Annotated in this window: 9 protein-coding genes and 2 tRNA genes; 4 read left to right on the plus strand and 7 right to left on the minus strand. The window is 63.2% G+C overall.

Translation table 11 applies throughout. The annotated features are described in order from the left end of the window. Window positions 1-48: 48 nt before the first annotated feature. From ettA to AC6I1W_RS11060, 6 genes are all read right to left on the minus strand, one after another. Window positions 49-1734, minus strand: coding sequence for an energy-dependent translational throttle protein EttA (gene ettA, locus AC6I1W_RS11035; RefSeq protein WP_065673376.1), 1686 nt, complete (start codon window positions 1732-1734; stop codon window positions 49-51). Window positions 1735-1854: 120 nt separating this feature from the next. Continuing rightward, on the minus strand, window positions 1855-2307 hold the full coding sequence (locus AC6I1W_RS11040; RefSeq protein WP_065673377.1) for a single-stranded DNA-binding protein: 453 nt from the start codon (window positions 2305-2307) through the stop codon (window positions 1855-1857). A gap of 144 nt (window positions 2308-2451) precedes the next feature. After that, complete coding sequence (locus AC6I1W_RS11045) at window positions 2452-4062, minus strand: YfjP family GTPase (protein WP_284950799.1); 1611 nt, start codon at window positions 4060-4062, stop codon at window positions 2452-2454. Next, a complete protein-coding gene (locus tag AC6I1W_RS11050; protein WP_016665853.1) occupies window positions 4059-5924 on the minus strand; it encodes a GTPase family protein in 1866 nt (621 codons plus the stop codon). Before AC6I1W_RS11050 ends, AC6I1W_RS11045 begins: the two co-directional genes overlap by 4 nt. A 22-nt stretch (window positions 5925-5946) precedes the next feature. Next, window positions 5947-7257, minus strand: a complete 1311-nt coding sequence (locus tag AC6I1W_RS11055; RefSeq protein WP_284950800.1) for a PrsW family intramembrane metalloprotease — start codon at window positions 7255-7257, stop codon at window positions 5947-5949. Window positions 7258-7332: 75 nt separating this feature from the next. Beyond that, window positions 7333-7408: transfer RNA gene (locus AC6I1W_RS11060), tRNA-Arg, on the minus strand. 141 nt (window positions 7409-7549) lie between these two features. Here AC6I1W_RS11060 and AC6I1W_RS11065 point away from each other — a divergent pair. The 3 genes from AC6I1W_RS11065 to AC6I1W_RS11075 all read left to right on the plus strand — a co-directional run bounded on the left by AC6I1W_RS11065 (window position 7550) and on the right by AC6I1W_RS11075 (window position 9565). Further along, window positions 7550-8722 (plus strand): MFS transporter, encoded by a 1173-nt coding sequence (locus AC6I1W_RS11065; protein WP_179856560.1) that lies wholly within the window; start codon window positions 7550-7552, stop codon window positions 8720-8722. A 73-nt stretch (window positions 8723-8795) separates the two neighbouring features. After that, complete coding sequence (orn, locus tag AC6I1W_RS11070) at window positions 8796-9404, plus strand: oligoribonuclease (RefSeq protein ID WP_065673380.1); 609 nt, start codon at window positions 8796-8798, stop codon at window positions 9402-9404. An 85-nt stretch (window positions 9405-9489) separates the two neighbouring features. Next, window positions 9490-9565: transfer RNA gene (locus AC6I1W_RS11075), tRNA-His, on the plus strand. A 507-nt stretch (window positions 9566-10072) separates the two neighbouring features. Here the strand turns inward: AC6I1W_RS11075 and AC6I1W_RS11080 are convergent. Next, window positions 10073-11407 carry an amidohydrolase family protein gene (locus AC6I1W_RS11080; protein WP_284950801.1) on the minus strand — a complete coding sequence of 445 codons (1335 nt, stop codon included), beginning with the start codon at window positions 11405-11407 and terminating at the stop codon, window positions 10073-10075. Between the two features lie 117 nt (window positions 11408-11524). On the opposite strand from AC6I1W_RS11080, the gene AC6I1W_RS11085 reads away from it, so the two are divergent. Beyond that, window positions 11525-12946, plus strand: coding sequence for an amino acid permease (locus AC6I1W_RS11085; RefSeq protein ID WP_419762712.1), 1422 nt, complete (start codon window positions 11525-11527; stop codon window positions 12944-12946). The last annotated feature ends 70 nt before the right edge of the window (window positions 12947-13016 follow it).

The following is a 13016-nucleotide window of genomic DNA, read 5'->3' on the forward strand; positions in this document are numbered from 1 at the left end:
CGGTGTCAACAGGAAGAGTTCATTGACTCTTCACCAGTGCGTCACCGCTCAGTCACGAGTGAGTCGACGATGCTTCGAGGCATGTGGACGAGCCGCCTCCGGCCCGAGGCGCTCGATCTTGTTGACCTCGTAGTCGGCGAAGTTGCCCTCGAACCAGAACCAGCGCGGTACACCGTCCTCGTCCTCGCCCTCCCAGGCCAGGATGTGGGTGGCGATGCGGTCGAGGAACCAGCGGTCGTGGGAGACGACCACGGCACATCCCGGGAACTCCAGGAGGGCGTCCTCGAGGCTCGAGAGGGTCTCGACATCCAGGTCGTTGGTCGGCTCATCGAGCAGGAGGACGTTGCCGCCCTGCTTGAGGGTCAGGGCCAGGTTCAGGCGGTTGCGCTCACCGCCGGAAAGCACACCGGACTTCTTCTGCTGGTCCGGTCCCTTGAAGCCGAAGCTCGCCACATAGGCCCTCGAGGGTTCCTCAAAGTTGGCGACCTTGATGTAGTCCAGTCCGTCGGAGACGACCTCCCAGACGTTCTTCTCCGGGTCGATGCCAGTACGGTTCTGGTCGACGTAGGAGAAGCTGACTGTCTCGCCGACCTTGAGGTCGCCGGAATCGGCCTTCTCCAGTCCGACGATGGTCTTGAACAGGGTCGTCTTTCCAACACCGTTCGGGCCGATGACGCCGACGATGCCGGCTCGCGGCAGGGTGAAGGACAGGTCCTTGATGAGGACACGGTCGCCGAACCCCTTGGTGAGGTGGTTTGCCTCCAGCACGACGTTGCCAAGGCGCGGGCCCGGCGGGATGTTGATCTCGGCGGTGTCGATCTTGCGGTTGCGCTCGGCCTCGGCAGCCAGCTCCTCGTAACGGGCCAGACGGGCCTTGTTCTTGGCCTGGCGAGCCTTCGGCGAGGAGCGCACCCAGTCCAGCTCCTTCTCGAGGATCTTGGCGCGCTTGGCGTCCTTCTTGCCCTCGACCTGGAGACGCTTGCGCTTGGTGTCCAGGTAGGTCGAGTAGTTACCCTCGTAGGGGTGCAGCTGACCGCGGTCGACCTCACAGATCCACTCGGCCACGTGGTCAAGGAAGTAGCGGTCGTGGGTGACGGCCAGGACGGCACCTGGGTAAGACTTGAGGTGGCCCTCCAGCCAGTTGACGGACTCGGCGTCCAGGTGGTTGGTGGGCTCGTCGAGGAGCAGCAGGTCAGGCTGCTCGATGAGGAGCTTGCACAGGGCGACGCGACGACGCTCACCACCGGAGAGCACGTCGACCGGGGTGTCGCCGGGAGGGCACTGCAAGGCATCCATCGCCTGCTCGAGGCGGGTGTCGATGTCCCAGGCGTTGGCGTTGTCGAGCTCGGTTTGCAGCTCGCCCATCTCGGCCATGAGGGCGTCGAAGTCGGCGTCCGGGTTGGCCATCTCGGCCGAAACCTCCTCGAACCGTGCGAGCTTCGCCTTGATGTCGCCGACGGCCTCCTCGACGTTCTCGCGAACCGTCTTGTCCTCGGTGAGCGGGGGCTCCTGGAGCAGGATTCCGACTGTGGCTCCCTTGGCGAGGTTGGCGTCACCGTTGTTCGGCTTGTCGAGCCCAGCCATCAGCTTGAGCATCGTCGACTTACCAGCGCCGTTCGGTCCGACAACACCAATCTTGGCGCCCGGGAAGAACGACAGCGTGACATTGTCGAGAATAACCTTGTCACCCACCGCCTTTCGGACGTTGTGCATGGTGTAGATGAACTCGGCCATCGGCACTCCTCCAGAATCTGCGGGAACGGGGCGGCCGGCACTTCACCGACCGTTGCACAGTATGCCAGTCGTTGTAACGACCCCCGTCACCAACTCATTCCCGATGGATCACCTCGGACTTCAGGAACCGACCAATTCGACGTCGTCGATCTCGTCGCCGTCAACCACATCGTGTGATTCCTGGAAGCGCAGCACGCGATCGTCGTCCAGCGGCGCCTCGGCCCGTTTCTCGGGCCGGCGGCACACCGCCGACACTCGAGACAGATCTGGTCCGACATTGCTCGCGACCACGATGAGTTGCGCGTGGGAGCCCTCGTCGTCGATCCAGTTACGGGTACGTAGTCGTCCAGTCACCATGACCGGATCCCCCTTGTGCAAGGAGGCGGCGCAGTTGTCCGCGAGACGCCCGTAGACGTGCACCGACAGCCACGTCGTCGTCCCGTCGACCCACTCCCCCTGCCTCATGACGCGAGGAGTGTGAGCAACCCGGAATCGGGCTCCCCGCCAACCCTCGCCAGTCTTCATCTCGACGTCAGTTCCAAGATTTCCGGTGAATGACACGTTTGCGTCCATCTGTGAGCTCCTTTCCGCTCACACATAGTTATCGTCGTGGACCCGCGAAACCCGTCAGACAATTTCAGATCTGTGGACAACTCCGATACCGTTTGCCGAGGGCCCTGTGGACAACTCGGGCCCGCCACTGGCCCCGAACCCGAGTCAGGACGCCTTGGACAAGATCTTGACAACCTCGTCGTGGTGATCGAGCTCCACATTGACCGGATCGACGACCGATTGCCATGCCACCTCGGTGAGGTTGGCCCGCAATTCAGACCTGGCATGATGCGCAGCTGCCCGCGCCCCCACCTGCACACCGACCTGGCACAGCAGTGACACCACGATCCCCGCGACGGCGCCCCCCATCACGATGAGGGGCGGCACCGGGACGTTGCGCCATCTCACCGGTGGAACCCGGAATTGGAAGTAGGCCGTCAAAGCATCCACCAGCCACCAGGCCGCCCCGACAACGACGATGACGATGAGAATCCACTGCACCACCGTCACCAACTTCCACCAGCCGGTCCCGCGATGCACCCCCAAATCCGTGGCGGCGACAGCTCGATCGATGTCGTCGGGTAGGTCCTTGCGGTTCGACAATGAGGCAGCCCGCACCGAGTCGGCCCACGGACGAGGTAGTCCATTGGACGCCTCCGACGTCAGAGAGCGCACTGCCGTGTCCACCTTGGCTCCTGCGACGCCGACGCGTGCCGTCATGGCGCTTCGCTGTACATCGGTGGGTTCCGTCCCGCGCGACAGCCCTTTCTTCCTCCTCGGCACCAGGTCCAGGTGCAGCCGATGCAACGGATCCTGACGAATCTTCGACACCCAGGACGTGACCGGCCAGCCAGTGGCGTAGTGCCCTCTCTTTCGGTAGGCCTCCCGGGTTGCCTCAACGACGGGGTCAACACCTCCGGCAGTGCACAATGCCTCGATCAATTGGTCGACGGAGTCCTGACTCACCTGGCCTGCCTCGTCACCGGTTGCCCCCGACAATTGCTGAGAGACGCTGTCGAGGTCAGCATGGAGACGAGCTGCCTGAGCCTTCTTGGCACGCACGGCACGAGCCAATGCGACGCGCATGTCTTCCACGCCCTCACCGGTGGTGGCCGAGATCGCCATGATCTTGGCCTTGTCCAGGCCTTCAGAGTCCAGCAGCCGACGCAGATCGCGCAGGCAGTTCTTGCGCTGCTCCTTGTCGAGACGGTCAACCTGGTTGAGGACGACCGTCATGACCTCGGAATGGGTCGCTAACGGCGCCAGATAACGAGTGTGCAGAGCGGCGTCGGCATATTTCTGGGGATCGACGATCCACACGATCATGTCGACCATCTCGACCAGCCGGTCCACCTCCAGGCGATGCTCGATTCGCACCGAATCGTGGTCGGGCAGGTCAAGCAGCACCAGACCGTCGAGGGCATCGTCGCTGCCCATGTGGTGTCGCCGAGGGACATCGAGCCAGTCCAGCAAGGACTCGGCCGACTCGCTTCCCCACACTGCTGACGTGGCTTTCGAGGTCGTCGGACGATGCACGCCGGGATCCGCCAGTTCCGCACCTGCCAGTGCGTTGAAGGTGGATGACTTCCCCGAGCCTGTGGCGCCGGCAAGGGCAATGACGGTGTGGTCCCCACCGATTCGGCAGCGTTGGTCAGCACGATCCAGAACCGTACGGGCATGGTCTGCCACATCGTCGGGGACACGTCCAGCAGACAGCTCCACCGCCTTGCTCAGCATCTCGATGCGCTCGGCGAGGTCGACGCGTTGTCTCCTCATCGTTCCTCCTGACGAGGCTCAGGTTCCAGAACAGCCGATGGTTCGACGATCTCGGCGTCGAGAACGGGCATGCCAGCTCTCATCTGCCCGAGTTCAGGAGCCCCGGACGCCTCCACCTCCCGGATCTTCGGACGGGTTCGAATCGTCACCTCGCCATCGCGAGATTCCGGCGCCTCCTGGGCCTGCCGCACCTCCTCGATCGAGGTGCGGATCCGAGCAGGCAGCTCCTCATCAACCCCCAATGATCCGAGCACGTCTTGATAGCGCGCAACCTCATTGGCGAGCAGCCCCTCGACACTGGCGTCAAGCTGTTCCTTGGCGACTTTCGCCAGACGCCGCACCGCGTCGTCGCCAAAGAGGGCCTCGAGAAGCCGCTGCGCGACGATGGCCGAGCCGCCGGCAATTCCGGCCTCCGCCCCGGAGAGTCCGCCAGTGTGGGCGAAGACGACGAGCATCAGTGCGACGGAAACCCCGTTGACGCCGAAGGCCATGAATCGGGCCTTGGATCGTTTGTCCATGCCCTCCCCAGCAACCAATTCCATGACGTCGCCCTGCCAGTCCCTCACCATGCGAGAGACGGATTCCTCAAAACTCTGCGACGGGCGGGCCAGATCCTCGTCCGCCCGTTCCAGGACACTGCGGCCGGCCGGGTCAGCTTGCCACACGGCCTCGATTCGCTCACACCCAGCTTGGGTTTCCGCGATGATGAGGTTTTCCAGGCCAGATTCCACCGCGACACTGACCTTCTCGACCTCCGGCGGTGCTCCCTTGAATGCCCGGACGACGCGGTCTCTGAGCCACGAGACCTTCGCCTCCATGGCCCGCATGAATTCACCAGTTCCCACGAATTCGTGCCACCGTGCCAGCACCTCGCCTCGTAGCAGGGTACCGTCGGCCGACTGCGCAGCAATCGATTGCGACTCCTCGGCCATGATCGACTGAGCATCCTCAGCCAGCCTGGATGTGGCATCCGCCTGGGCTTCCAGGCCAGCGGCGATGTAGGACGACCGTTCGCACACCGAGCCGATGGCCCCGGACAAGGTGGACGCGATGACCTCACGCCGCTTCTGCTGATCCTGGGCCAGGCTCGACAGGAAGAACCGTAGCGGTGAAACGGCCTGGTCAGGAAGGAGGCCATCGGCATTGGTCTTGGTCTCCGGCACGGCGAAGAGCGGGGAATCGGCCAGCCCACGCTCTGTCATAAGCCGACCGAGATCCGGGGGAACCTCCCTCATGGCCTCCGGCGGAACGCGGTCGCACACCACCGCCACCGAGGCATGTCGCTCCTGGGCCTCGTTGAGGAAGTCCCAGGGCACGGCGTCCGCGTAGCGAGCAGCCGAGGTGACGAAGACCCACAGATCTGCGGCCTGCAACAGCTGGGCAGCCAGGTCGCGATTTCGCGCTACCACGGAATCGATGTCGGGGGCGTCCAAAATGGCCAACCCTTTCGGGATCCCAGGCTCAGCGACCAGCTGGAGGCTCGAGGCGTCATTGCTGGCAACTCGGGAGCGCACCAGCGTGGGCAGCACCCGGTCACCGTCGAACCACGCTGCGTCGTCAGGGTGGTGGACGAGAACCGGAGAGGTTGTGGTGGGACGAATGACGCCGGGCCGTGTCACCACTCGTCCGACCAGCGAATTGACCAGGGTGGACTTTCCGGCACCTGTCGACCCACCGACCACGGCGAGCAGCGGTGCGTCGACGGTCTCCAGCCGAGGAAGGACGTAGTCGTTGAGCTGGTTGGAAATTCGACGAGCCAAACCTGCCTGGGTGATGGCCTCGGGCAGATCAAGGGGAAACTCAGCCTGACGCAGGTCGTGCCGCAGATCCGTAAGCGACAGCAGCATCTGCTCGGTGTTCATGGTGATCCTTCCTGGTCACTCGTCAGGCCTGTGGCGGTGCCCACTGCAACTCGTTGTTGACCGGCTGGTTCCGACGTCGTCTGAGGAATGCGGGCAGTCTCGGTTTGGACAGTTTCGCGCCTCGGGCCACGGTGACAGCCATGGGACGCAGCGAGTTCATGTGATTGATGAGTTGGATCTGACGCGTTCCCGGGTCATCGTCGAGTCCTCGCACAACGGCGTCACGCAGATAGGCCAGATCAGTGCCGGTACGCAGGAACTCCAGCGTGTGCCACCACCGACGCGGGCCCTGGCTGAGAGCGACCAGAGCCGCCCACTGACGACGCCGCAGCGCCGAGAGGGTGTCGGCATCGTGTTCCGGCAACCATCCGGCCTTGACGTAGTCCTCGAGACGGTTCCGAATCGTCCTGCCCTCGCGCACCATGCGGATGATCACGAAAACCACGATGGACGCGACGATGGCAAGGGCGACATACCAGAGGTTCTTCAGAGTGCCGATCGGCAGTACCGAGGAGAAGCCGTTGAAGAGCATGTGCCCCAGCACAGCGATGACGAAGCCGGTGGTCGGGGCCAGGACCCGCACGAGGCGGCTACGCGATCTCAGCCCGAGAGCCAGACCGATACCCGTCATGCTGGTGAACAGGGGATGGCCGAAGGAGGTGTACACGCCGCGCAGCATGACCATCTCCATGACAGCCTGTTTCGGGTCTCCGGCCGCGGCGGTCACGCGAGCATAGTTGTCAGCGCGGGCGTAATACATGATGTTCTCGACGAAGGCGAAGCCGATCGCCGAGAGCCCGGCCACGCTGACCGTCTGAACGACCGAGGTCATCCGTCGCCCGGTGACCACGGCCAGCCCGAAAAGCACCATGGCCTTGCAAGACTCCTCGACGAAGGGAGCCGAGTACACCGCAGGACCTGCACCTGAAGCCGGATCGACCCCGCCTGCCACCGAGAGCATCCCCGCCATCCAGGTGTTGACGTGCAGGCTGATCCAGGTCGCTATGCACGCTCCCCAGCAGAAGCAGAGGAACCACACGTGAAGATGCCGGGTCCTGAAACGATCGATGAGGATGAAGATCGCCGACCAGACCGCTGCCGTCGGCCATGCGTAGTGGAAGGCAAGTTTGAACGACTGATTGGTGATGCCGGGAACGACACCCTTCTGGCCGTCGCGCTCCACCTCGGTGTCCGCATGCATGCTCACGTAGGTGTGAACCACACAAGCAGCTGACACCAACACCAGGACGAGCAGCACCCAGAACCACGGATTACGCAACAGACGCTGCCACCAGGGACGACGCACAACGGGCGCGGGGGCAACGTAGGACATAGTTGAAAGACTACCGGGCACCTGGGACAGTTTCCGCTGCGTCGATTCCTCGCCCCGCGGAACGCGGAAGGATGATGGCGGCCCGGGTGGGAATCGAACCCACGCGCGACAGATTAGAAGGCTGCTGCTCTATCCGCTGAGCTACCGGGCCATGGTTGACATCCTAACGGGATCCGGCCACCATCACCCAGCCCGCCCCAATCAGGTGGCGAGCAAGGCTGCACACATTTGTTCGCCGTCCTAACCTTTCTCCGTGATTGGTTCGACGCGCACCGAGTCCCCGACCCCACCGGTGAAATGGTCGTCAATCATCGTCTCCGCCTACCTGCCGACATTGATGTCGTCCCTGGGATACGGCGCGGTAATCCCGCTCATTCCGCTCACCGCGGTTCACAACGGTGCATCCGCTGCCCTCGCTGCCGCGATCGCCGCTCTCGTCGGCATCGGCCAGATCATCGGTGACGTACCTGCAGGGTGGCTGGTCACGAAGATCGGCGAGAAGTGGTCCTTGGTCATCGCCATGCTCATCGACGCGATGGCCCTGGGGTCCATGGGGCTGGCCCATCACCTTGGACTGCTCGCCATCGCGGTACTCGTCAATGGCATGGCCGGTGCCGTCTACGGCATCGCTCGACAGAACTACCTGACGGTCGCCATCCCCTATCGCTACCGCGCCCGTGCCCTGTCCACCCTGGGAGGGGTATTCCGGGTGGGTTGGTTCGTCGGCCCCATGGCGGGGTCATGGATCCTCCGGGAATCCTCGATGGCATGGGCATATGGATTTGCATCCATCGCCAGTGTGCTCGCAGCCGCCGTGACCACCGTCATGCCCGACCTGCCACCGGTCGACACCCCGGAACTCGCCGAGGAAGGAGCTCCCGACGAGGTCTCGACCTGGACCATCGCCAAACAGAACGCGAGAGTCCTCTGGACGACTGGTCTGGGAGTGACGGCCCTCATGCTCGTTCGGTCGGCCCGCCGCTCTCTGCTGCCGCTGTGGTGCCATGCGAGCGGACTCACCCCGGCCACCACGGATCTCATCTACGCCTGGTCGATGGCTGCCGACGTCCTGCTCTTCCTGCCCGGCGGTGCCCTCATGGACAAGTTCGGACGCTGGTGGGTGGCAGTGCCGTCGATCTTCATCCAGGCCGTCGCGCTGTTGACCCTGCCGCTGGCCCACACTGCGACGACGATTGGCATCGTCGCCCTCATCATCGGCATCGGAAATGGCGCCAGCTCCGGCATCGTCATGACCCTGGGGTCCGACGCGTCTCCCGCCATCGGACGGCCTCAGTTCCTGGCTGCATGGCGACTGCTCTCGGACACCGGCTCGGCGATGGGGCCGATCGTCGTCACCCTCGTCACCCTGGTCTGGCCGCTGTCGGCAGCCAGCATCGTGATGGCGATTATCGGTCTGGTCGGCAGCTACTGGATGGGCCGCTGGGTGCCGCGCGGCAAACGGTAAGGACCTCTTCCTCATCAACCGCTCAAAAGTGGCATGTCGTCACCACCAACTAGTCTGTTGTGACGTGAAAGACATGTTGGTGTGGATCGATTGCGAGATGACCGGGCTCGACCTGGCCCACGACGGACTCATCGAGGTGGCCGCCCTGGTCACCGATGGGCAGCTCAACGTCCAGGGCGAGGGTGTGGACGTCATCATCAAGCCTGAGCCCGAATGGCTCGAGCACATGAATGACTTCGTGCGCGGCATGCACACCAAGTCCGGACTCCTCGAGGAGCTCGACAAGGGACTGACGATGGCCGAGGCCCAGGATCAGGTGCTCAACTACATCCGTACCCACGTCCCGCAAGCCGGCAAGGCCCCCTTGGCCGGAAACACCATCGGCACCGACCGCTCCTTCCTGGCCAAGGACATGCCGGAGTTGGAGTCCTACGTGCACTACCGCAATGTCGACGTCTCCTCCATCAAGGAACTGGCACGACGCTGGTACCCACGCGCCTTCGGCCACACCCCGGAGAAGCAGGGTAACCACCGTGCCCTCGCTGACATCCAGGAGTCGATCGAGGAGCTGATGTACTGGCGCGAAGCCCTCATGGTTCCCTCCCCCGGCCCGGACGCTAACCAGTGCGCCGAGATCGCTGCGAAGTACCAAGGCTTCCTCACTGGAGCCGGCAGGGACTGACGCCGACGACCGGGAGGGGAAGGCCGGGTTGCATTCACACTCCGAAAACCGGTACTCTTCTCGGGTTGTCTGATGAAGGCACATGGTGGCTATAGCTCAGTCGGTAGAGCACCTGGTTGTGGTCCAGGGGGTCGCGGGTTCAAGTCCCGTTAGCCACCCCAGTTTTCATCAAGGGGATACGACTCCCCCTTGAACTTCTCGAGCGAATCCAGCCAGCGGGCACACTCCGGTTATCCTGAGACTTGGGCGGCCCCCTTGCCACCCCGAGAGGGGCAAGACACTCTGAGAATCGCGACTTCCCTCGTACTCGAGTTTATGGGTCGAGCTGTTTTCATACGCTCCCGACGACTTCCCTGGACATATCCACACCGTTGTTCCGATGTGAACTCCTCAGAGTCGCATTCTCGGCGCAAAACGACGACAGGGACGAGTTCGGCCCCGCCGTCACTTTCGTGGTCGCGTCTCTCCTCGCAAGAGCAGGTTCGCTCCGTCAGCTTTCGCTGAACTCCGGTGAGACGATGCAGGTCCACCACCGCGTGGTCTCCTCCGGCGAGGGTGCGCTGCCAGGTCCAGGCCGGGACCACACCTGCACCTCGTGCTCACCAAACCCCCAGCACGACGATCTGCCTGGCCGCGTCACTCATCCGTTCTCTTCATAGTCGACGCCATCATCCGCGCAAGGTGTCGAGCAGCTCGTCGATCTCGCCGAACCTCTCCACCGTCGGGGTGTCAATGACATCGCCCCTGACGACAACCGTCTCAACTCCCTCAAGTGCCTTGAGATCGTCAAGAGGATTGGCTCCCAGCACCAACAGATCAGCCGACAGCCCTGGCTCCACCGCACCCGTCACGGATTCCAGATCGAGCATCTTGGCATTGACCCGGGTCACGGCCTCCAAAGCCCGTGCCGGGGACAACCCAGCCCGCGACACCACAAGGTCGAGCTCACGCCACATGGCGTAGTGGGGAGTAAAGGTCATCGAGGAATCCAACCCGGATCCGAGCACCACATCGTTCGTGATGGCGTCGCGAATCCCCTGGACCATCGAGTCCAGGACGATGCGAGCATTCTCCTTGACGACATCGCTGGCCCCGGTAATCTCCGTGTCGATCTCGACCAGAGGAGCGGCAGCCAACAGGGTGGCGTCGAAAGCCGACCAACCTCGCAGCGACCTGGGATTGTCGTGGAACAGTTCGACGATCTCGTCGGTCATGGCCGAGCCGTGCTCAATGGTGTCGGCTCCAGCCTTGAGGGACCTCAGCACCCCCTCAGGGCTCTGGGCGTGGGCAGCGACGAGCACGCCCGCCGAGTGGGCCTCCTCGCAGATTGCTGTCATTTCCTCGGTAGTCATCTGTGGACGCCCGGCCTCCCCGACGGCCTTCGCATCGGTGACACCGCCGGTCGCGGCGATCTTGATGGAGGTTGCCCCCAGACGCAGGTTCTGACGCACCGCCTTGCGTCCCTCCCAGGGAGCATCGACGATCCGCGCGACGCCCAGCTCAGCACCGTGGCCGCCCGTGATGGCCAGCAGCGGGCCCGACGCCATGACGCGAGGGCCGAGCCATTGTCTGGACTCGCTCTCGCGGCCCAGGGAGACGGCCTCGTTGTCATACTCACCGAGGCTGCGAATGGTGGTCACGCCGGAATTGAGCTCGGCGTCTGCAAATCCCCGTGCACGTTCGCGCAGCATGGGACTCCCCAACGGAGTTCTCCAGAACCCCACGATCCCCCGCGCGAGCGCCGGGTTCGTCAACGCTTTGGGCAGAGGACGTCCGTCAGCCACGAGGTGAGCATGGGCATTGATGAGCCCCGGCATGACCCATTTTCCCGCACAGTCAATACGACGCTGAGCCGCCGCCGCTCGATCAGCGAGCTCCTGACCAGGGCCGACAGCCTCAATCGAACCGTCTTCGCCAACGAGCACGGTGTGATCGGCCAGCACGGTTCCATCTCGGTCGCATGTCAGGACGCTGGCACCGGTCAGAGCTACGGTCGTGGTCATCGTCATCATCTCCTCGCAGAACGACGCTCACTCCAACATTCCCCGGAATGCCGAAGATCGGACAGTAGTTGCACAATGTGAGATGACACGCTGTACCTGGCCCCTTCTCGCGTAACAATCCTCCCCATGAACCGCGAGAACAACGATGTGGCTGGAGACATGCGGCACCTGCGCCGCAGCCTGAGCAACCGCCACATTCAGCTGATCGCCATCGGTGGCGCCATCGGAACCGGCCTGTTCATGGGGTCCGGAAAGTCCATCAACACCTCGGGCCCGAGCATCGTGGTTGCCTATCTCGTGATCGGCACGATGCTCTTCTTCGTCATGAGGGCCATGGGCGAGCTGTTGCTGCACAACCTGCAGTGGAAGTCCTTCCAGGATTTCGCGGCTGATCTCCTGGGCCCTTGGGCGGGATTCTTCCTCGGCTGGTCGTACTGGTTGTGTTGGGTCGTCACGGGTATGGCTGACGTGATCGCCATCACCTCATATTGGGGTTACTGGACCCACGACCGAATGTGGGCCTTCATCCTCACCGCGGCCACCTTGCTTCTCCTGCTGGTCCTCAACCTGCTCACGGTGAAGCTCTTTGGTGAGCTTGAGTTCTGGTTTGCGCTCATCAAGATTGTCGCGATCGGCATCCTCATCGTCGTGGCTGTGGTGCTCATCATCATGGGGTTCACCTCGCCGGGCGGATACAAGGCCTCAGTGTCGAACCTGTGGACCCATGGCGGATTCGCGCCGAAGGGCTGGAGCGGATTCTTCGGCGGCTTCCAGATTGCTGTTTTCGCTTACGTGGGCATCGAGTTGGTCGGTACTACCTCCGCGGAAACCCGTGATCCCCGCAAGACCATGCCCAAGGCCATCAATGCCGTCCCCGTGCGCGTCCTGGTGTTCTATGTGGTTGCCCTGCTCGCCATGATGTGTGTCATCCCGTGGAATCTCATCGAGAAGGACTCCTCGCCGTTCGTCCAGATGTTCGGACTCGTCGGTTTCACCGCGGCTGCCGGCATCATGAACTTCGTCGTTCTCACGTCTGCCGCATCCAGCGCCAACTCCGGGGTCTATTCGACCTCTCGGATGCTCTACGGACTGGCCCACAAGGGCATGGCGACGAGGGCCTTCGGCAAACTCACCCGCAATGGCGTCCCCGGTTGGGGCCTGGTGTGCACCGTCATCCTCATTGGTTCGGCCCTCATTCTTGCCGCGAAAGACACCGTGATGGGGGCCTTCACCCTGGTGACGACGGTCTCCGCCGTGCTGTTCATCTTCGTGTGGAGCATGATCCTCGTCAGCTACAACGTGCACGTGCGTCGTAACCCGCAGGCCCATGACGAGTCGATCTACCCGATGCCTGGGGCCCATTTCATGCCGTGGGTTGTCCTGGCCTTCTTCGTCTTTGTCGTCGTCCTTCTGGCTGGGGCTGACGACACCCGCCAGGCTCTCCTTGCCACCCCCGTGTGGTTCATCGTGCTCGGCATCGCCTGGGTGATCGTGCGTCGTCGCTCCCACAGTGACGACTTGGAAGACGTCACCGACTGAGGGCCGCTATGTCCTCGGCCGAGCTGTGGTCGCTACAGTGAGAGTGGTTGCCGAGCGATCATTAAAGGGG

It is taken from the genome of Cutibacterium sp. KB22876 (assembly GCF_059728865.1).